This is a genomic window from Coprococcus intestinalis (genome assembly GCF_023656595.1).
Classification (GTDB): Bacteria; Bacillota; Clostridia; order Lachnospirales; family Lachnospiraceae; genus Coprococcus_A; species Coprococcus_A intestinihominis.
This window is the reverse complement of sequence record NZ_JAMOKJ010000005.1, coordinates 134,007-155,426: the sequence shown is the minus strand read 5'-3', so window position 1 is coordinate 155,426 and position 21,420 is coordinate 134,007. Positions and strand designations below refer to the sequence as shown.

14 protein-coding genes and 1 pseudogene are annotated in these 21,420 nt (G+C 43.9%); all 15 read left to right on the top strand.

Annotation, left to right across the window (positions count from 1 at the left end; all coding sequences use genetic code 11):
• Nucleotides 1-211: 211 nt before the first annotated feature.
• The 15 genes and pseudogenes from NBH03_RS06045 to NBH03_RS05975 all read left to right on the top strand — a co-directional run bounded on the left by NBH03_RS06045 (nucleotide 212) and on the right by NBH03_RS05975 (nucleotide 21,419).
• Nucleotides 212-1,696 (top strand): TIGR02677 family protein, encoded by a 1,485-nt coding sequence (locus tag NBH03_RS06045; protein WP_250798146.1) that lies wholly within the window; start codon nucleotides 212-214, stop codon nucleotides 1,694-1,696.
• On the top strand, nucleotides 1,693-2,838 hold the full coding sequence (locus NBH03_RS06040; RefSeq protein WP_250798139.1) for a TIGR02678 family protein: 1,146 nt from the start codon (nucleotides 1,693-1,695) through the stop codon (nucleotides 2,836-2,838). The genes NBH03_RS06045 and NBH03_RS06040 overlap by 4 nt, the downstream gene beginning before the upstream one ends.
• On the top strand, nucleotides 2,828-6,946 hold the full coding sequence (locus NBH03_RS06035) for a TIGR02680 family protein (RefSeq protein WP_250798137.1): 4,119 nt from the start codon (nucleotides 2,828-2,830) through the stop codon (nucleotides 6,944-6,946). Before NBH03_RS06040 ends, NBH03_RS06035 begins: the two co-directional genes overlap by 11 nt.
• Before the next feature lie 212 nt (nucleotides 6,947-7,158).
• Nucleotides 7,159-8,460 carry a DUF2399 domain-containing protein gene (locus NBH03_RS06030; protein WP_250798136.1) on the top strand — a complete coding sequence of 434 codons (1,302 nt, stop codon included), beginning with the start codon at nucleotides 7,159-7,161 and terminating at the stop codon, nucleotides 8,458-8,460.
• Entirely contained in the window at nucleotides 8,457-8,930 is a 474-nt protein-coding gene (locus NBH03_RS06025; protein WP_215633206.1) for a GNAT family N-acetyltransferase, read from the top strand. The genes NBH03_RS06030 and NBH03_RS06025 overlap by 4 nt, the downstream gene beginning before the upstream one ends.
• A gap of 52 nt (nucleotides 8,931-8,982) precedes the next feature.
• A complete protein-coding gene (locus NBH03_RS06020) occupies nucleotides 8,983-9,771 on the top strand; it encodes an arginase (protein WP_250798135.1) in 789 nt (262 codons plus the stop codon).
• 22 nt (nucleotides 9,772-9,793) lie between these two features.
• A pseudogene (locus NBH03_RS16095) lies at nucleotides 9,794-9,926 on the top strand (ZIP family metal transporter); the annotation flags it as partial.
• A gap of 424 nt (nucleotides 9,927-10,350) precedes the next feature.
• Nucleotides 10,351-12,291 (top strand): bifunctional metallophosphatase/5'-nucleotidase, encoded by a 1,941-nt coding sequence (locus NBH03_RS06010; RefSeq protein ID WP_250798134.1) that lies wholly within the window; start codon nucleotides 10,351-10,353, stop codon nucleotides 12,289-12,291.
• A 54-nt stretch (nucleotides 12,292-12,345) separates the two neighbouring features.
• Nucleotides 12,346-13,317, top strand: coding sequence for a ketopantoate reductase family protein (locus tag NBH03_RS06005; RefSeq protein ID WP_250798132.1), 972 nt, complete (start codon nucleotides 12,346-12,348; stop codon nucleotides 13,315-13,317).
• Between the two features lie 20 nt (nucleotides 13,318-13,337).
• Complete coding sequence (locus NBH03_RS06000; RefSeq protein WP_250798130.1) at nucleotides 13,338-14,150, top strand: hypothetical protein; 813 nt, start codon at nucleotides 13,338-13,340, stop codon at nucleotides 14,148-14,150.
• A 70-nt stretch (nucleotides 14,151-14,220) separates the two neighbouring features.
• Entirely contained in the window at nucleotides 14,221-15,600 is a 1,380-nt protein-coding gene (locus tag NBH03_RS05995) for an aldehyde dehydrogenase (protein ID WP_250798128.1), read from the top strand.
• A gap of 139 nt (nucleotides 15,601-15,739) precedes the next feature.
• Nucleotides 15,740-16,933 (top strand): pyridoxal phosphate-dependent aminotransferase, encoded by a 1,194-nt coding sequence (locus tag NBH03_RS05990; RefSeq protein ID WP_250798126.1) that lies wholly within the window; start codon nucleotides 15,740-15,742, stop codon nucleotides 16,931-16,933.
• 17 nt (nucleotides 16,934-16,950) lie between these two features.
• A complete protein-coding gene (gene hisC / locus NBH03_RS05985) occupies nucleotides 16,951-18,009 on the top strand; it encodes a histidinol-phosphate transaminase (RefSeq protein WP_250798124.1) in 1,059 nt (352 codons plus the stop codon).
• A gap of 32 nt (nucleotides 18,010-18,041) precedes the next feature.
• Nucleotides 18,042-20,453, top strand: a complete 2,412-nt coding sequence (locus tag NBH03_RS05980) for an ATP-dependent DNA helicase (RefSeq protein ID WP_250798122.1) — start codon at nucleotides 18,042-18,044, stop codon at nucleotides 20,451-20,453.
• 81 nt (nucleotides 20,454-20,534) lie between these two features.
• A complete protein-coding gene (locus NBH03_RS05975) occupies nucleotides 20,535-21,419 on the top strand; it encodes an NAD(P)-dependent oxidoreductase (protein ID WP_227081689.1) in 885 nt (294 codons plus the stop codon).
• Nucleotide 21,420: the final 1 nt, after the last annotated feature.

Sequence of the window (21,420 nt, the reverse complement as noted above, 5' to 3'; positions counted from 1 at the left end):
AATGCCTTAATTATAGCATGATATTTGAATTTGAACATCCATTATTAGGGCTTTATTTGACCTCAGAACAGAATTTTGATTATTAGACGTATTTTCAGTTGGGTTTTAGTTTTTCATTCAAGGTAGATATAAAAGAGAAAACAGGGGATTATGGCATACATCTCTAATATATGTGCTATACTGGATTTAACTAAGAAGAAGGAGAAGTTCTATGCAGGTATCGGACAAATTAATCAGGCCACTGACAGAAGCAAAATATTTGAATGCTGACAATGTAAGCAGATACCGTTGTATCATGCGTATATTTTTTGAGCATTATGAAAAACTGAAGTACTGGTTGTATCAGGAAGAAGTCTATGAAGAGATGATACAGGATCCATTTTTTGCTGATTATAGAATGGAACAGTGCCAGCAGGATCTCATGATGCTGACAGAGTGGAAGAATCTGAATACAATCCAGGATACCAAAAAGGTCGCATCGATTGAAGAATTCAAGAATAAGAAATACCGGTATCAGATGACGGAGTACAGTGTGGAGATAGAACGTCTGGTCATCCGGTTAGAGAATTTGTTTATAGAAGGTGCATCATTAGAGCCGACCCTTTTGGAACGTATCCGAAGAAGTGTGGAGCGGTTCCCGGAGATGGGAGAAAGAGATAAGAGTGAAGTATACACATGGTGGACGGACCTGAATAATGATTTTGTGCGGTTGAATCAGAATTATCAGGATTATATCAGGGATCTGAATAGCGTCCGGGCGGAAGAGATGATGCATACGAAGGAATTTCTGGTGTTCAAAGATCGGTTGATCGAGTATCTGCGAAACTTTATTAAAGGACTGCAGAGAAATGTCGGAGTGATAGAGGAAAATCTGCGTTTACAGAGCGAAGAGCTGAAAAAACAGGTATTTGAAAAAGTGATAGATTATGAATTGTCAATTCCGCGTATGGAGATAGAAGTCTCAAAAGAAATGATAGAGCAGAAGATCCAGGGACGTTATCAGAGCATCTATGACTGGTTCGTGGAAAATGAAGGGCAGGAGAACGAAGCGGGAAAACTTTTTGATGCTACCAATGATATCATCCGCAGGATTACAAGGTATGCGGCACAGCTGAGCGAGAAAAATGCACTGGGTGCCAACCGAAAAGAGGAATACCGGAAGGTAGCAGAATTATTCTTGCGATGTCAGAATGTGGAAGAAGCACACAAGATGTCGGCAATGGTATTCGGTATGGAATGCCCACAGCATCTTGCAGGAGAATTGATCCGTGAGACGGACAGCATGAATATCGGAGTCTACGAAGAGCAGCCAATGGAAATTACTCTGAAACCGAGAGTGCGTACGTACCGGGAAAAATCCCGGAGAAGTGCCATCCGTGAATCGGCAGAGCAAAAACAGGAAACAAGACGTAAGTTGCTTGAGCAGCAGAAAAAAGAGACGGAAAAACTACGGGCGTTGGAAGTAGATGGAAAGATATATTTTGATAAACTGCCTGTATTGGAACCAAGAATCCGCGAGATTCTTTTAAAATGGTTGTCAGATGCCATGGAATCCGCAGATTTTTCGGCAAGGACAGACGATGGAAGAAGATATATATTAGACAGAAGTCAGGCAGGAGAAAACTGTGTGGTACATTGTGAAGATGGAAACTTTACAATGCCGAAGCTGTCAATTGTATTTCAGGAGGAAGTATGATGAAGGAGTTGGAAGTTCTTTTAAGTAAAAGATGGATATTAAAATCCAGAGACAAAGAAATGTATTATAAATTAAGAGATGCACTCGGAGAACTTCGCAAATTTACTATAGAGAAAATGGGCTGTCAGATTATTGATAATTCCCTCCTGATCAAAATGGAGAAGATTCCGGTCATTCCAGAAAGTTTTATGGGCATCATGAAATTTTCATCAAAAGAAGAATATGCCTACCTGTGTATGCTGTTAATGTATTTGGAAGACCGGGATGCACAGGAACAGTTTATTCTGTCGCAGCTGACGGAATACATCACGGCAAATCTGCCGGGTGATATTTCGGACTGGACGTTATATACGAACCGGAGAAAACTGATCCGTGTATTAAGATTTGCAGTAGAGCAGGGAATTGTCGGAATTACGGATGGAAAAGATGAAGCATTCATGGATGATGAAGCGGGAGAGGTGCTTTATGAAAATACAGGAGCATCCAGATATTTTATGAAGAGCTTTTCGAAGGACATCATGGAATATACAAAGCCGGAAGATTTTCGGGAAAGTGATTGGTTCGAAGTAGATGAAGACCGGGGATTCGCGAGGAGACACAAAGTGTATAAAAGACTGGTTTTTGCGCCGGGCATGTATAAAGAAGACGGATCACCGGAAGATTTTGAATATTTGAAATATTATGGACGGAGATTGAGCGAAGAACTGGAGCAGCTATTTGACTGTCAGGTGCACATTCATAGAGGAAGTGCCTATCTTTTGTCCGGTGACGACTGCAGAATGGGTTCTGTATTTCCGGGCAATAATGCAATATCGGATATTCTGCTTTTGTGTTTTGGGAAGATGCGTAAGAAGATAGAGAATGATGAATGGAAGACAGCAGCAGATGAGAGCTGCTGCATAGACCAGATTGAATTTGAGAATCTGATAAAAGATGTGAAAAAGGAATACGGAAGTGGATTTTCGAAAAACTATCGTGAGATGCCAGAAGGTGAATTTGTCAAAAGTGTGATCGATGAGATGGAAGTGTGGATGTTTATAAGGAAAGATGAGGCGGATCATCAGATTAAGATCTGTCCGCTTATCGGAAAGATACAGGGAAGTTATCCGGCGGATTACATGGGAGGAAGAAATGATGAATAGTAGATGGCAGGCCAATAAAATCGGGTTGATCAACTTCTGGTATTATGATGAACAGGAATTTCCTTTTGTAAAGGGAAGAATGCTTCTTCGAGGATCAAATGGATCAGGAAAATCTGTTACGATGCAGAGCGTAGTACCACTTTTGCTGGATGGCAATATGAGCCCGGAACGATTGGATCCATTCGGTTCCAGAGACCGTAAGATGAGCAGTTATCTTTTGGAAGAAGATGATGGGCGAGAGGAGCGGACCGGTTATCTTTATCTGGAATTCAAAAGGAAGGACAGCGATACCTATCTGACGATCGGTATGGGAATCCGGGTGAGAAAAGGGAAGAATCTGGACAAGTGGTATTTTAGTCTGACGGATGGGAGACGGGTAGGAAAAGATTTCTTTTTATACAAAGACACGGGAGAAAAAGTCACACTTTCCAAAAAAGAACTGGAGAACAGGATAGGGGCAGGAGGACGGGTTATTGACAGACAGGCCGATTACATGGAGTATGTCAACCACCAGATCTTTGGATTCGAGACGGCAGAAGAATATAAGGAAATGATAGATCTTTTGATCCAGCTTAGAACACCGAAGCTTTCCAAAGATTTCAAGCCGTCTGTCATTAATGATATTCTGAGCGATTCGCTTCAACCATTATCGGATGATGACCTGCGTCCGATGTCTGAAGCCATTGAAAATATGGATACTATGAATATGAACCTGAAGAATAGAAAAGAAGCGAAACAGGCTGCAGAGAAGATTCAGGTGGTATTTTTAAAATATAATCAGAAATTATTATATGAAAAAGCAGACAGGTATGAGCAGGCAAAAATCAGACTGGAAGACGCAGAAACACAGCAAAAAGAGCAAGAGAAGAAACTGGACGGGTGCAGGCAGAATATAGAGAAACTCAAAACAGAACATCAGGAACTGGATGCGAAACGTGAGTCTATGGAAAAAGAACGTGAATCCCTGAATAAAAGTGATGCTGTAGCATTAAAACGAAGAGAATCAGAACTGGCAGCAGAACTGGAGGTCCGGCAAAAGAATTTAAAAGGGAAAAAGAATTTTCTTGAACTGAAACAGGATCAGTACAAGGATGCACAGAATCAGATCAAAGCAGAAGAAGACAGGAAGTATGAGAAAGAAAAAGAACTGGAGGAACTCATAGAAGAGATGCAGGACGAGGCAGATACCATGGCCTTTGAAGAACATGCATTTATGAAAGACGAGCTGAAAAAGTATCCGGAAGAGCCATATAAGTTCGAATTACATCAGCAGCAATATAATCATACAAAAGAAAAAATCCATGAAGGAACAGAGATTCTTGCAGAGACAGATCACCTGGAAAGACAGAAAGATGATCTGATCAAAGACAGAGAAAAACGGATCCGTGAACTGGATACGCTGCAGAGAAAAGTATCGGAACTGGAAGCTGTATTCGTACAGACACAGAATGAATGGAAAGAAAATCTGTATCAGTGGAATGGTGCGAATCAGGAACTGGTACTGGAAAAAGAACTATTAAGAGCATTAAGCATATTTGCAGAGTCTTACGAAGAGAACTCTGATTTTGCAGAGGTCCGTCAGAAGATTGCAGATGTGTGGATTGGAAAAAATGCGGAGGTTGAATCCGGGATTTCTGCGAATAGAGCAGAGAAAGAAACAACAGAAAGAGAACTGGAAGAAGTAAAAGCAGAACTGTCAGAATGGGAGAATCAGAAAGAACCACAGCCGGAACGATCAGAAGCGGTTATCTGTAACCGTCGGAGACTGGATGCACTTGGAATTCCGTACCAGGAGTTCTATAAGGTTATAGAGTTCGGAAATAATCTGGACGAAAAAGAGTGTAACCGTCTGGAAGAAGCATTATTGAAAATGGGAATTCTGGATGCGCTGGTGATTGATGAACAATACAAAGAGCAGGTTCTGCACTTAGAACAGGGCTGTGAAGATCATTACCTGTTTAGCTGTAAAAATGGTCAGAAAGATATCCAGTCGGAGCACAGTCTGTTAGATGTACTGAAACTGAATGAAGAAGTTAATGACATTTTCTCCAATCAGCGGTTGACAGGAATTCTTGGAAGTATTGCGTATGATAACGAAAGTATGATTGCGGTTGCAGAAGACGGCACTTACCGGATGGGTGTACTTGCAGGAACAGTAACCGGAGAATATGAGGCCGGCTACCTTGGGACAAAGGCCCGTGAAAAACACAGACAGGCAAAGATTGAAGCCTGCAGACAGAGAATCGCAGAACTGGAAGAAATATTGCAGCAACTGGAAGAAATGCATCGGAAGCTGTTTGAAAGGAAGGATATTCTCAGACAGGAGTACGAGAATCTTCCAAAAGACACAGATATGAGGGAAGCCCTTCAGATGATGCGTGCAGAGGAAAGGGCATGTGAACAGATCAGACGGGAGAGTGATAGATTAGAAGAGCAGATTCGTGAACTGATCGAAAACGTGAAAGAGAAGAAAAAGAAAGCACTGGAAATTGCAGAGTCTCTGTATCTGACCTGCTCTTATGATGTATTCAAAGAAGCAAAAAAAGCAGCAGAAGAATATGGCAGGCATCTGATCAGTCTGATTGCAGCACATGAAATGTTCCTCAGAAGCCTGGAGTATCTGAAAGAGAGAAAAGAACATCTGGAAGACCTGGATGCAGATATGGAGCAGATCCGGTATGATCTGTTCGAGATTCAAAAAGAAATACAGAGAAAGACGGAAGAACAGACATCGATTCAGGAACAATTACGGCTGACTGATTATGAAGAAATCAAAGACCGTCTGGACGCATGCATCAAGTGGCTTCAAGCCTATCCGGAAAAACTGCGTATGTGTGTAAGCAGACAGACCCATGAAGAAGACGAAGTCGGACAACTGACTCTGCGTCTGGAAAACGGCAGGAAGAGAATTGAAGAATACGAAAAGAAGACGGCATATTTTTCAGAATGTTATGAACAGGAGAAGCGTCTGCACTATGTGGAGATACCGGAAGAGATACCGGATGATGCCGGACATGTACGGAGTTATCTTGAGTCTGACGTAAAGGCATTGGATAAAGACAGTGTGATCCGTGATCTGAATAAAGTATATTTTGAAAACAGAGGATTTCTGACGGATTATCATTTGATGCAGAATGAATTATTTGCAGAAGCAGAACAGACAGAATTTCCTGCAAAGCGACTGGATATTTCCGCCAGATATCAGGGGGTAAAGATATCATTTTTAAGTCTTCTTACACATCTGGAAGAAGATATCGAAGAGTTGGAGAATCTGATTAAAGATGGTGACCGGGAACTGTTCGAAGATATTCTTGCCAATACGGTAAGCCGGAAGATCCGTGGAAAGATTAATGCATCCAACACATGGGTACAAAAGATGAATTCCCTGATGAACGACATGAACACATCCAGTGGTCTGAAGCTTAGCCTCAGATGGAGAAGCAAAACAGCAGAACAGGAAGACCAGCTGGATACAAAAGAACTGGTGGATTTGTTAAAGAAAGATTACCGCCTGATGAGCGAAGAAGAAGCATCTAGGCTTTCGGCACATTTCCGCTCGAAAGTAGCAGAAGCGAGAAGAAATGCAAGAGACAGTGCCGGAATGATATCATTCTATCAGATTATGAAAGATACTCTGGATTATCGTAAATGGTTTGAATTTCAATTGTTCTCACAGAAGAACGGAGAACGACAGAAAGAACTGACAAACAGTGTATTTGGAACTTTCAGCGGCGGAGAAAAGGCGATGTCCATGTATGTGCCGTTATTCTCAGCAGTTGTGGCGAAGTATCAGGGCGGCAGGGAAGACGCGCCAAGACTCATCTCACTGGATGAAGCATTTGCCGGAGTGGACAATAGGAATATCCGTGATATGTTCCGTCTGATGACAGAGTTCGGGTTTGACTTTATTATTAACTCCCAGGTTCTGTGGGGCGACTGTGATACACTGGATGCATTGGCAATCTACCAGCTGATTCGTCCGGGCAATGCGAAATTTGTGACGGTTATGCCATATCTGTGGAACGGACATAAAAAGGAATTGTTAGAGCATGAAGAAGAAGTTGAGCAGAGAGGTATAGAGCTTGGAATGGCATCAGAAAATCACTAGTACATCGTTTTCGAAATAACTACACCATTCACTTGCCTGCGAATCCGATTGTGCAGGTAGAAAAGCCTCGGCGTAGCCCGCTACGCCTGCGTTTTTTTACCTGCACAATCGAATCCGCATCCTACGCGATTGGTATAGTTATTTACGAAACGATGTACTAGTAAGATAGTTGAAAAATGCAGTTAAGGATATGATGAAAAGGTTGAATGGCGATGAATGAGAGTGAACAGGAAGAACTTGAGAAGATAAAAAAAGAATGCCTGGCATATTTTGGACAAAGTCCGGTCTGGAAAAAAGTTCTGAGAGGCTTTCGAGAAAAATACAGCTCTTATGGAAGGTTTGGCGGAAAAGTGGTTTTGAAGAATCTGAAATCACAGGACATCGAAGAATTGGAGGGCTTCTTTGGCAAGTCTTTTCATGGACAGAAAAGTGTGACAGTGTCTGCAGAGAAATTCCGGCAGGCACTGGAAGTAAGCCGTTACAAAAATATGACACCGGAATGGCTGTTAGAAAACTTTTTCGAAGAACCATTGCTTGGAAAACAGAAACAAAAACTTCTAAGGCAACAGGAAAAAGAAAGAATATGGGAAAATTTCCGAAAGAGTTACGAAGGAATGCCGATAGAGGCGGTGGAAGAATCGTTGAAAAATATCGTCAAAGACAGTGAGAATCGGGAACTTACAGAATGGGAGCGACTGTTGCGGCTTGGAGCAGAAATGTATAATCATTTACCATATCGTCAAAGTGAGAAGCTGTATCTGGCTGTATTTGCAGCGATGCTGACAGGAAATCCACATGCATTTGACAATGGAACTGCCGATGGCAATTTCCTGTATCAGATTATCCAGATGGATATGGAGAGTAGAAGCATTAAGATAGAGGCATCTGAGATTTTTCCGGCTTACAAGCGCCAGAAAAGTTATCTGATGGCAGGCATTATGCTGGATGATATCTCAAATTATGCGATGCTGTATCAGGTACAGGCAGTCAAAAAAGATGGAAGTATTCATCAGGGGATGGCGGGATTTGCAAGGGAACAGCATATTGTACAGGTGCCGCTTGCAGTGATATCAGAGTGGGAGTTGCTTCGTTGTTCACAAGATGAAATCTACATTGTGGAAAATCCTTCTGTTTTTGCAGTATTGTGTGGAAAAGAAAAAGAGAAAAACACAAGAAGAGCGTATATGTGTATGAACGGACAGCCGAGACTGGCCGGACTGATGGTACTGGAGCTTCTGGCAAAGTCTGGAACCAAAGTGTATTATGCGGGAGATCTGGATCCGGAAGGTATACTGATCGCACAGAAGCTATCACGGTATTATAAAGGAGAATTTCATTACTGGCATATGGAAACGGAAGATTATGAGAAGTGTAAGTCAGAGGAAGTTATATCGCCGAAGCGAATGAAGATACTGGAGCGGATTACGGATGATAGATTGAAACCGGTGGTGGAAAGAATTAAAGCGTATGGGACTGCCGGGTATCAGGAAATGTTGATGGAGGAGACAAAATGATGATCAGAGACGCAAAAGAAAAAGATATTCCGAGAATTTTAAAGCTATTAGAACAGGTACTGCAAATTCATGCAGATATAAGACCTGATATTTTTATCCCAGGTACGACAAAATATACCATAGACGAATTGAGAGAGATTTTAAAAAATAAAGAAAAGCCAATATTTGTTGCAGTGGATGAAGCGGATGTTTGTGTGGGGTATGCATTTTGCCAATTACAGGAGCAGCCTGTTTCAAACAATATGGTACCATTTAAGTCGTTCTATATCGATGATCTGTGTGTTGATCAAGAAGCACGGGGCCAGCATATTGGTGAAAGTCTGTTTGAACATGTAAAAAAAGAAGCAAAGCAACGGGGCTGCTATGAAGTGACATTGAATGTATGGACAGGAAATACTTCAGCAGAAAAATTTTATGAGAGAATGGGAATGCGAACGAAAAAAAGACAAATGGAATACACGGATCTGTAAAATGATAGCTTGAAATATTAGATTGTGAAAAGAAGGCAAGGGGAAATGAAATATGACCACAAATCATCTGATTTTAGATTTTTCACATGTATATTGTGACGAGAAGATTCCAAGGAATGATAAAGTGCATTGGCTGGACTGTTCTGATATTACGGAATGTGATTTATATTGTTCCAAACGTGCAGAAGAAGAAATCAGAGCGAGAATTGCGCCCTATGGTATTCATGGAATTCATTTTCTGGATTCTGGAAATTATCACTATGTAACAGGCATCATGACGGCGTTGATTAAACAGAAATTTTCTTTAATTTTACTTGACCATCATACAGATATGCAAAAACCGATGATTGAGCAAATGACAAGCTGTGGTGACTGGGCAGGAAAAGTATTAAAAACAAATCCATGGTTGCAGCAGTTGATATTGATTGGACCGCAGGAAAGCGATATTTTGCAGATATATTGTGAAAAAGAAGGTCTGGTGTCTGGTGCAGAATTGCAGGAAAAGCTGATTACTTTTTCTGAAGAGGAGATTCAAAGTGTAGAAGATGAAAATAAAATTTCGGGGATAAAAAGGAATCTTCCGGTTTATATTTCTATTGACAAAGATATTTTGGATGAAGAATATTCAGAGACAAATTGGAGTCAGGGAAAAATGCCATTACCTGTGCTGGAACGGCTGCTGATGCCATTTTTAACAAGCGGAAATATCCTGGGCATTGATATTTGCGGGGAATGTCAACAGGGAATACCATTGCCGCAGTACCTGGAAGCAGAGGAAATTAATGGAGAAACAAATAAAGAATTGTTTGATTTTCTGATGCATTACTGTAGAAATTTTTGACGACTGTCGTCGGCGACATACAGGCATTGCGATTCAGAATTTTCCAGAAGGAGCCACTATTTCCATGCCGCTCAGAGCAGAAGAAGAGGGGAAGGGGATTTCTAGGCGGCGTGTTATCCGGTGTAGTTGAACCGGTCGGATTCAGTTTGATGATTGATGGTGCTGGATGTGGCACTTGGATAAAGTAAATAAGGGAATTAAGTGAAGCCAACCGGAACAGTGGAATTCGAATAAAACGAATCTATACAATATAAAGCTCTTAGCTGTGGGTCAAAACCCATAGCTAAGGGCTTTTGTCAAACCATAAATCGAGAAATTGTATCACTGTGGCATTTTGCGTATGAAAAATAAATATAACTGTTCAGAGCTAACCTCCAAAATGCTACGCATTTTGTCGGTGTGGCGTATCCGCCAAATAAATATATAATTTCACTTTCTGTTTGACGGCTTTTTGTGTATACTAAAAGTAGCGGAAATATCTTTGCGAAGCAGACAAAGGATTCGTGTCAGATGGATGAGCAGGTTCGGGTATGCGGCGCATTAAAAAGAGTTTCTGATGACGTTGCAGGAGGAAAGTTTATGGGAACACGAAAAAAGATTTTGTCATTGCTGCTGATGATTGTATTATTGCTTCCGATTGGAATGGGGATTCATGTGGAAGCGGCAGCCGAAACGAAACAAGTAGACGTTTTGTTTACACACGATACGCATTCGCATCTGAACAGTTTTTCGACAATTGTAGATGGGGAGCAAAAGGAAGTCGGCGGATTTGCCAAAATAAAAACGCTGATCGACGAAAAGAAGAAAGTAAATCCGGATACACTTGTGCTGGATGGCGGCGATTTTTCAATGGGAACGCTGATTCAAACGGTCTATGACACAGAAGCAGCAGAGCTGCGCATGCTTGGTTTTCTTGGGTATGATGTGACAACCTTTGGCAATCACGAATACGATTACCGTTCAAAGGGGCTGGCGAATATGCTGAAGGCAGCTGTAAAATCCGGTGAGACATTGCCTGCACTGGTTGTCTGCAATGTGGATTGGGACAGTATGGAACAGGCTGGACTAAGTGACGGACAGCAGCAGATTCAGTCTGCTTTTGAAACATACGGTGTGAAAGATTACGTTGTGCTTCAAAAGGGAAATGTAAAAATTGCAGTAGTAGGTGTCTTTGGAACAGATGCTTTGAAATGCGCACCGACATGCGAATTGATCTTTAAAGATCCGGTGGAGGCTGTTAAGCAAACCGTAGAAGAAATCAAGAAGAATGAAGATGTCGATATGATTGCCTGCGTGTCTCATGGCGGTACGTGGGAGGATGAGTCGAAGTCGGAGGATGAAATCCTCGCAAAAGCAGTGCCGGATATTGATCTGATCATCAGTGGACATTCGCATACGGAGCTGAAAACAGCCATTTGCCATGGCGATACATACGTTGTTTCCTGTGGTGAATACGGAAGAAATCTCGGTTCCCTGTCGATGACACAGAAAGCGGACGGCCGATGGGAGCTGACAGATTATACGTTGATTCCGGTGTCTTCGGATGTCGAGCCGGATCAGGCAACGCAGGAAAGAATCAATGCATTAATGGATACGGTGGATACGAACTACCTTGCTGATTTTGGTTATACAAGAGAAGAAGTGCTTGCAGAAAATGCGGTGGAATTCAACAGTCTGGAGGAAATGGGGACAAAGCATGAGGAACTGAATCTCGGTGATATCATGTCCGATGCGTATATTTATGCTGTCGAAAATTCAGAGTATTTTGATGGCGATCCGGTAGATGTAGCCGTTGTTCCAAGTGGTACGGTGCGAGACACTTATACAAAGGGCAACCTGACAGTTGAAGATATTTTCAATTCATTTTCATTAGGTATCGGCAAAGACGGTGTACCCGGATATCCGCTGATTGACGCTTATCTGACGGGAAAAGAGCTGAAACTGGCAGCAGAAGTGGATGCTTCCATTTCTGATTTTATGACAACAGCGCGGTTATATTGCAGTGGTTTGAATTTTACTTACAATCCGAATCGAATGATTTTAAATAAAGTGACGGACTGTTATCTGACGCGCAAAGACGGGGAAAGAATCGAAATCCAGGATGATCAGCTGTATCATGTTGTGACAGATTTATATACCGGACAAATGCTTGGATCCGTCATGGATCTGTCGTACGGGTTATTGTCGCTTCAGCCAAAGGACAAGGATGGTCATCCGATTGAAAATCTGGAAGATTACGCAATTATGGAAGGTGACAGAGAGTTAAAGGCCTGGGACGCGATTGCCAGATATATGCAGTCTTTTGATGATACGGATGGGGATGGCATTGCCAATGTACCTGAGTATTATGCGGCGACACACGGGCGTAAGGTGGTGGATGACAGTAAAAATATCATAGATCTTGTGAAGCATCCGAACAAGTTCTCTGCGATCATTATCATGATCTGTCTGATTGTTGTTGTCATCATTGTGCTTGTGATCGCTCTGATCCGAAAGCTGGTCCGGAAAGCCAGAAAGTAACATAATATCGAAGAGACGACATCCATATGAAGTGACAGGAGGGTAAAGACAAATATGATTATTTCAAATCAACAGGACAATGAGATGGAGCATTTAAATAAAAGGATTCAGACAGTGGCTGTTCTTGGCGCCGGTGCAGTGGGCTGCTATTTAATTGCGGGCCTTGCGCCAAAGCTTGGTGAAAACCTCTGGATTATCGCAGAAGGCAGCAGAAAAGAGCGGCTGAAAAAGGAAGGTCTGACAATCAACGATTGTCAGCTGTCACTTTGCGTAAAAACACCTCAGGAGGCTAAAGGTGCCGATCTTCTGATTGTAGCTGTCAAATATGGCAGTCTTGAAGGAAGTCTGGATGCCATTGAACAGATCGTTGATGATGAGACGATCGTGATGAGTGTGATGAATGGTGTTGACAGTGAAGAGATCATTGGTCATCGGATCGGCATGCAGCATATGATGTATTCGATGATCAAAATCGCATCCGAGCGCACCGGCCATTGCGTCCGTTTTAATCCGGAAGTGACGGAGGGTGTTTATTTTGGGGAGGCGGACGGTAGCCTGTCGTGGCGTGTTGCGGCGATTGAGAATCTTTTCAATGATTCCGGTGTGCGATTCCATATTTCAGAAGATATCCTCAAAAAAATATGGGCGAAATATGCCCTGAATATCAGTATGAATCTGCCGCAGGCCATCGTCGGATGCGGTCTGGGCGGTTACAGAGACAGTGCGTATGTGATGGATATCAGTACAAAATTAAAGGACGAGGTAGTGGCAGTGGCCCTGGCCGTCGGCATCGATATCCGGGAGGAAAAGGCGGCGAGCTTTGACAGCCGGACGGTTTCACCGAAGGCCCGTTTCTCAACACTTCAGGATCTGGATGCAAAGCGACATACAGAAGTGGATATGTTTTCGGGAGTGCTCGTCCGACTTGGAAAGCAGTTTGGAATTCCGACGCCATACAATGCGTTGGCGCTGGATATCATCAAGGCACTTGAAGAAAAAAATGACGGCAGGTTTGATTATCAATAACCCGGGGAGGAAATAGAGAAATGAAAAAGAAAGTAATCACAGGGATGATGACAGCATCGGTGATAGTAAGTCTGGCAGGCTGTGGTGCAGGTCAGAAGGAGACCGTGGAAAGTACGGCACCGGCAACAATGACAGAAACAGTTGCGGCCTCTCAGGTGGAGACAGCTGAAGTGACCGAGACAGAGACGACGGTGCAGGCAGACCGTGCATCAAGAATCAAAGCCTATCAGGCAGCATTGGAAAATATTTATCAGAATCATATTTTGCCGGACGGATCAGAATTGAGAGATGACATCAGTGGTGAGATGTCAGGCAACAAATTTGCTGTTTACGATGTTGATCATGACGGCAGAGAAGAGCTTGTTTTCTGCTATACGGCAACAAGTATGGCGTCAATGACAGCGAAGATTTATGATTACGATGAAGCAAGCGGTGAATTGTATGAGGAACTTTCGCAGTTTCCGATGCTGACATTTTATGACAATGCAACGATCGGAGCCGGTATTTCACATAATCAGGGCTATGCCGGTGAGTTCTGGCCGTATACGTTTTATACTTATGATGTAGCCAATGACAGCTATCGGGCCGAATACTTTGTCGATGCCTGGGATAAATCTTTATCCGATGTCAATTATAACGGGGAAGCCTTCCCGGATGATGCGGACAAAGACGGTGATGGCATTGTGTATTACCTGGATGCACCGGATGGCAGTGAAACCGGTGAGCCGCTCGACAGGGATGCTTTTGATCAATGGATCAGTGAGAATGTCGGCAATGAAGAAAACATTCCGTTTCGGGATTTGACAGAGGATGCAATCCGTCAGATTCAGTAAAAAAGAATGAAACATACATGCGCTGAGCGTGTTTTTACAGAAACAGAAGGTGCGTAAGGGGGAATTTGGGATGGAGCAGAGAGAAATCAGAAAATTGGTCAATAGACAACGCAGGTTTTTTTATACAGGAAAAACGCAGCATATGGCATTTCGTGAGATGGCGCTTAGACGGCTGCAGATCAGCATTATGGCACATGAGGATGAGATTAATCGGGCACTCAGACTGGATCTCGGTAAAAGCGCATCGGAAGCGTATATGTGTGAAACCGGCATGGTGTTGGCAGAGATCAGCTATATGCTCAAGCATATGCGGCAGTTTGGCAAGGATCAGACTGTGCGGACACCGCTGGCCCAGTTCGCGTCCAGAAGCTTCAGAAAGCCGTCGCCATATGGGGTGACGCTGATCATGAGTCCGTGGAATTATCCGTTTCTTCTGACGATGGAGCCACTTGTAGATGCGCTGGCAGCTGGCAATACAGCGATTGTCAAACCGAGTGCCTACTCGCCTTTTACGAGTGAGATCATGGCGAAGATCATATCGGAATGTCTGCCTCAAAAATACGTTGTGGTTGTGAACGGCGGACGTAAAGAGAATCAGTGGCTGTTAAAGGAAAAGTTTGATTATATCTTTTTTACGGGCAGTCAGGCAGTAGGTAAAGAAGTGATGGCACATGCGGCGAAGCATCTGACACCGGTGACATTGGAGCTCGGAGGCAAAAGCCCGTGTATCATTGACGAGACAGCCGATATAAAGCTGGCGGCCAGACGTATTGTATTTGGCAAATATCTGAACTGCGGTCAGACCTGTGTGGCACCGGATTATGTGTACTGCGCGGCTTCGGTTAAGGATGCACTTGTTGACGAGATGAAGAAACAGATCAGGAAGCAGTTTGGAGACGATCCGCTGGCGAATGCCGATTACGGCCGCATTGTCAATGAGAAGCATTTCAGACGTTTGATTGGACTGATCGATCCGACGAAGGTTGTCGCAGGCGGCGAGTGTGATAGCACACTCCTTCAGATTGCACCGACGATCATGGATCAAGTGACATTTGAAGATGCCGTGATGCAGGAAGAAATATTCGGACCGATTCTGCCGGTGATGACGTTCCATTCACTGGATGCGGTGATCAGCCAGATCAATCGCAGAGAGCATCCGCTCGCCTTGTATATGTTTACGGAGAGCAAGGCCAATGCCGATCGTGTGATGACAAATTGCGGCTTTGGCGGTGGCTGTATCAATGATACGGTGATTCACCTGGCGACAAGTGAGATGGGCTTCGGCGGTTTTGGGGAGAGCGGCATGGGGGCTTACCATGGCAAGACCGGTTTCGATACGTTCAGTCATTATAAGAGCATTGTCGACAAGAAGACATGGATGGATCTTCCGATGCGCTATCAGCCGTATAACAAAGTCTTTGATTTCCTGATCCGACTGTTTATGCATTGATGGCTGCGTTGAAACCGGATTTTCAAAAGAGATAGACTTGTACTTATGCATATTATTTGATATGATAAAAGACGATTTAATTTAGTTGTGCGCCGAATTAAAGTGGTGGCGGCAACAAGACTGGATGGAGGAAATTATCATGGTTATTGCAAAAAGAATGGAGCCGCTTGTTGCAGGAAGCTCTATTATCCGTAAATTATTCGAAGAAGGCAAGGAAATGGCCAAAAAGGTGGGCGCTGAGAATGTCTATGATTACAGCCTGGGCAATCCAAGTGTTCCGGCACCGGACGCTGTCAAATCGTCGATTATCAAAATCCTGGATACAGAGGATCCGCTTTTTGTGCATGGCTATATGAGCAATTCCGGCTACGAGGAAGTCAGAAAGGCTGTGGCGGACAATCTGAATGAACGTTTCCAGTGGCAATATAAAATGGAAGATATCATTATGACAGTCGGCGCTGCTTCCGGTATCAATGATATTCTGAATCTTTTTCTGGACAGCGGTGATGAAGTGGTCGTCTTTGCACCTTTCTTTGGCGAATACAGGAACTATGTCATCACCGCAGGCGGTGTTTTAAAGGCAGTGCCGGCAGACACAGAGACCTTCCAGATTAATATTGACGGATTGGATGCAGTGATCACGGAGAAGACGAAGCTGATCATTGTCAATAATCCGAATAATCCAACCGGCGTCATCTATTCAGGAGACACTCTGGATCAGCTGCAGAAGGCACTGGAGCGGGCCGAAGCGCGCATCGGGCATCCGCTGTATGTGATTTCAGATGAACCATACAGAGAGCTTGTTTATGATGATAACGAGCTGCCGTTTATGCCGGCCCATGTCAAAAACTGTCTGATTGTTTACTCTTTCAGCAAATCACTTTCTCTTCCGGGAGAGCGTATTGGCTATATCGCTGTTTCACCGAAGATGGATTATTATGAAGAAGTAAAAGCCGGACTGATCACAACGAACAGAATCGGCAGCGTGAATGCCCCATCCCTGATGCAGCTTGTCATCAAAGAGTGCCTGAATGAGCGCCCTCAGATTGAAGTTTACGATCAGAACAGAAAGATGCTTTATGAGCATCTGACAGCGCTTGGCTTTGAATGTCTGAAGCCACAGGGGGCCTTTTATCTTTTTGTGAAATCACCGATTGAAGATTATGCCGCTTTTGTAGAAGAAGGCAAGAAACAGCATATTCTGATGGTGGATGCCTCAAGTTTTGGATGCCCGGGCTATGTGCGTCTGGCTTATTGTGTATCCCCTGAGATGATCAAGCGTTCTTTCCCGGCTTTTGAGAGACTGGCAGAAGCATGCAAGGCAATGAGGTAGAGGAAGAGGTGACCGAGATGAAAGCATGGCAGGATAAAATTCGTTCAGTTGTACCCTATACACCGGGAGAACAGCCGAACAGGCCGAATATGATCAAACTGAACACGAATGAGAATCCATACCCTCCGGCACCGGGTGTGCGGGATGTATTGGATCATTTTGATGAAGACAGATTGAGACTTTACCCAGATCCGACAGCGGGAACTCTGGTGGACGCACTGGCAGATTATTATCATGTAGGAAAAGACCAGGTATTTACCGGTGTGGGCTCTGATGATGTACTGGCCATTGCCTTTATGACATTTTTTAATTCAGATAAGCCGATCTTTTTCCCGGATATTACTTATTCTTTTTATCCGGTATGGGCGGATCTTTTTAAAGTGCCGTATGAGACAAAGCCACTGAAAGAGGATTTTTCCATTTGTCCGCAGGATTATTATCCGGCCAACGGCGGTGTGATTTTCCCGAATCCGAATGCACCGACCTCCCACTATGAGGACTTATCTGTGATCCGAGAGATTCTGGACCACAATCAGGATGTGATTGTCATTGTTGATGAAGCATACATAGATTTTGCCGGCGAAAGTGCCCTGAGTCTGTTGGATGACTACGAAAATCTGCTGATCGTGCAGACATTTTCAAAGTCACGTTCCATGGCGGGAATGAGAATCGGTTATGCCATCGGTCATCCTGAGCTGATCAAGGCCATGAATGATGTGAAGTACTCCTTCAATTCCTATACAATGAGTCAAACTGCACTGGCTCTCGGTGTAGAAGCTGTCAGAGATGATGTTTACTTCAAAGCATGCACTGCGAAGATCAGAGCAACCAGGGAAAAAGCCAAACAGGCATTTACAGACCTTGGATTTACTTATCCGGAACCGGGTGCCAACTTCATTTTCGTCACTCATCCGGACTATCCGGCCAAAGAACTCTTTGCAGCCCTTCGCGAAAAAGATATCTATGTCCGCTACTTCGATAAACCGCGCATCAACAATTACCTGCGAGTCACCATTGGAACTGATGAACAGATGGAAGCATTATTTGCGTTCCTAAAGGAATATATGAATCGATAAATTAAATGTAGCGTCTAAAAAGGAGAAACAAAATGTCACAAAAAACAGTCACCGTTTCCGTTCGCCGGCTTGTGGAGTTTATTCTCAGATCGGGAGACATTGATACCGTTTCCGGCGCGTTTGGAGAAATGGATGCAATGCAGCAGGGTGGCCTGATGCATCGAAAACTTCAAAAAGAGGCCGGGCCTTCTTACAGGGCAGAGGTGTCTCTGAAGCATACGACAGAAATGGATGAGACGCTGGCGATTACTGTTGAGGGACGTGCCGATGGTGTCATAACAGAAACTGAGATGGCAGCGGATGAAAGCGGCGAGCTGGGACTGAAAGAAGTTGTGACAATTGATGAGATCAAAGGTACTTATAGAAATTTAAGGTATATCACAGAGCCTGTGCCCGTCCATCTGGCACAGGCAAAGTGCTATGCCTTTTTTTATGCAGAAAAAGAGAATTTAGAGGAAATACAGGTCCAGATGACGTATGTGCATTTGAAGACGGGAAAAGTTCAGCGATTTAGGGAAAAAATGACACGAAATGAGCTGGAAGTATGGTATACTGAACTGATAGACAGATTTGCGGTCTGGGTGCGTCATCAGATAGCCTGGATTAAAAAAAGAAATCTTTCTATTGGTGCCGGCAGTTTTCCTTTTGAGTACAGAGAGAGTCAGAAAAAGCTCGTCTCAGGCGTTTATCAGACGATTCTGAGACATCGGCGGCTTTTTGTAGAAGCACCGACAGGTACCGGCAAGACGATTTCCGCCATTTATCCGGCTGTTCAGGCGATGGGAAATGGATTGTCAGAGACAATTTTCTATTTGACGGCGAGGACTATTGCCAGGACTGTTGCGGAAGATACATTCGGACTTCTTCAGGATAAGGGACTTGCCATGAAGGTGATCACCCTGACGGCAAAGGAGAAAATCTGCGTGCTGGATAAAGTTCAGTGCAGTCCGGAGTACTGTCCAAGGGCAAAGGGGCATTATGACAGAATTAATGAAGCCCTTTATGATCTGGTCACCCAAGAAGACCGGATGACCAGGGAGTGCATCCTGGCTTATGCCGACAAACATCAGGTTTGTCCCTTTGAGTTTCAGTTGGATGCGGCTTTATTCGCGGATGCGGTCATTGGTGATTATAATTATGTGTTTGACCCGAATGTGGCGCTCAAACGTTTTTTCAGTGACAGAAGCGGGGACTATCTTTTTCTGATCGATGAGGCACACAATCTGGTGGATCGTGCCAGGGAAATGTACAGTGCCGTGATGTCAATGACTGAATTGACCCATGCCCGTCACGCAGTGGAAGATAAAGCTGTGGACCGGCGACTGGTCACTTATATGGATCGTTCGATATTGGCCATGTCTGCGCTTCGGGAGTCTTCAAACGAGTCCTGCCAGCTGATGGGGAATATCGGCAGTCTGATCGTTTACCTGACGAAGCTCAGTGAGCAGCTGGAGGAAACACTGAAGGAGGGCGTTACTGCGCCACTCAGGGAAGTTCTGATGGAATTTTATTTTGACATTCGACGTTTTATATGTGCCTTTGATCGGTCGGATGACCGCTATTTGATCTATGCGCTTCGAAGTGAGGACAGCTTTGAAATCAAGATTTTCTGTGTGGATCCTTCCAAAGATCTGGGAGAACGTCTGGCAAAGGGATGCGGAGCCGTATTTTTCTCTGCAACGCTTCTCCCGGTGCAGTACTACAAGGAAATGCTCAGTGATACAGCAGCATCGGATTACGATCTTTATGTGGATTCACCTTTTGCGGAGGAAAACCGTCTGCTTGTAGCGGCAACAGATGTAAGCAGCCGCTATACAAGGCGGGGGAGAAAAGAGTATGAACGGATGGCTGCATATATCCGAGATATTATTCGCGGCAAGCATGGCAATTATATGGTCTTTTTTCCGTCATATCAGCTTATGAAGGATGTTTTTGAAGTTTTTACAGAAATGGAATTAATGAAGGCAGGCCATGGTCTGCAGTTGGTTGTGCAGGAATCCGAGATGAGTGAAGATGCAAGACAGAAGTTTCTGGATGCTTTTCAGGCGGATGCTGCAGATGCGGTTATTGGTTTCTGTGTGATGGGCGGTATTTTTTCGGAGGGCATTGATCTGAAAGAAGACCGGCTGATCGGTGTCATCATTATCGGGACAGGACTGCCGCAAGTTGGAGAAGAGAGAGAGCTTTTAAGTCGGTATTTCAATGAGAAATCCGGCAGAGGGTTTGAATATGCCTACCTTTATCCGGGGATGAACAAGGTTTTGCAGGCAGCAGGACGCGTGATCCGAACGGAGAAGGACAGAGGCGTGATCGCGTTATTGGATGAGCGATTTAATTACAGTCAGTACAGAAAAATGTTCCCGAGAGAATGGCACAATTGCAGTAAGACCAGTCTGAATACAATCGTGCAGCAGGTGGAGGATTTCTGGACAGATAAAGCATAGGATCAGATAAGAGAAAAATATTTTCAGGCAGATGAGATATTTGATATAGATAATAACAGGAGATAAACGGAGGCGATAAAGTTGAGGATTGGTTTTATAGGGCTCGGTATTATGGGCGAGGCCATGTGCTATAATATTATCAGAAAACATGACGGTGACGTCTATATTTATGACGTAAAAACAGAACCGGTACAGCGGTTGGCGGAAAAAGGCGGTATCGCCTGTGACAGTGTCGTTGATGCAGCAAAACATTCGGATGTGATCATTACGATGCTGCCGAGATCAGAAGATTCCCTGTCAGTATATAAAGAAATACTCCCGGCCGTCAATGCAACGAAAATCTGTATTGACATGAGCACCATTGATCCTTCCGTTTCATTGAAAATCAGTGTTATGATCCAGGCTCATGGTGGACATTTCCTGGATGCGCCGGTTGTTAAGTCGAAGGCGGCCGCGGTGCTGGGCAATATCGGCATTTATGTAGGCGGCGAGAAAGAAATTTATTTCCAGGTGAAGCCAATCCTGCAGTATATGGGATCAAATGTACTGTATATGGGATCCAGCGGCAAGGGTATCGGTATGAAGATCTGTCAGACCACACTGCTGGCACAGATTCAGAATGGTGTCAATGAAGCCCTGGCTATGGCTGTGAAACAGGGCATTGATGTGGATCGTTTTACAGCGGCCCTGTCTTTTGGCGGTGGTCAGAATGCTTATTTTGATGAACGTCAGATGGCCATCAGGAACAAAGATTATGCGACGACATTTTCGGTCCGGAATATGTCCAAGGATATAGATATCTGTCGTCGGCTGGCAAAGACGGAAGGAGTTCAGGCAGAAAGTCTGGAAGGCATCAGGGAAGTCTACGACCGGGCACTTGAGGCGGGATATGGTGATAAGGATTACAGTTCTGTCATTGATATGGTCTTTGAGAAAAACCATGTCAAATATAAACCTAAATTATAAA

Bases quoted from the DNA above. Each gene is read 5' to 3' on its own strand.
- NBH03_RS06045 (WP_250798146.1), top strand. From the start codon at position 212: ATGCAGGTATCGGACAAATTAATCAGGCCACTGACAGAAGCAAAATAT.
- NBH03_RS06040 (WP_250798139.1), top strand. From the start codon at position 1,693: ATGATGAAGGAGTTGGAAGTTCTTTTAAGTAAAAGATGGATATTAAAA.
- NBH03_RS06035 (WP_250798137.1), top strand. From the start codon at position 2,828: ATGATGAATAGTAGATGGCAGGCCAATAAAATCGGGTTGATCAACTTC.
- NBH03_RS06030 (WP_250798136.1), top strand. From the start codon at position 7,159: ATGAATGAGAGTGAACAGGAAGAACTTGAGAAGATAAAAAAAGAATGC.
- NBH03_RS06025 (WP_215633206.1), top strand. From the start codon at position 8,457: ATGATGATCAGAGACGCAAAAGAAAAAGATATTCCGAGAATTTTAAAG.
- NBH03_RS06020 (WP_250798135.1), top strand. From the start codon at position 8,983: ATGACCACAAATCATCTGATTTTAGATTTTTCACATGTATATTGTGAC.
- NBH03_RS06010 (WP_250798134.1), top strand. From the start codon at position 10,351: ATGGGAACACGAAAAAAGATTTTGTCATTGCTGCTGATGATTGTATTA.
- NBH03_RS06005 (WP_250798132.1), top strand. From the start codon at position 12,346: ATGATTATTTCAAATCAACAGGACAATGAGATGGAGCATTTAAATAAA.
- NBH03_RS06000 (WP_250798130.1), top strand. From the start codon at position 13,338: ATGAAAAAGAAAGTAATCACAGGGATGATGACAGCATCGGTGATAGTA.
- NBH03_RS05995 (WP_250798128.1), top strand. From the start codon at position 14,221: ATGGAGCAGAGAGAAATCAGAAAATTGGTCAATAGACAACGCAGGTTT.
- NBH03_RS05990 (WP_250798126.1), top strand. From the start codon at position 15,740: ATGGTTATTGCAAAAAGAATGGAGCCGCTTGTTGCAGGAAGCTCTATT.
- hisC (WP_250798124.1), top strand. From the start codon at position 16,951: ATGAAAGCATGGCAGGATAAAATTCGTTCAGTTGTACCCTATACACCG.
- NBH03_RS05980 (WP_250798122.1), top strand. From the start codon at position 18,042: ATGTCACAAAAAACAGTCACCGTTTCCGTTCGCCGGCTTGTGGAGTTT.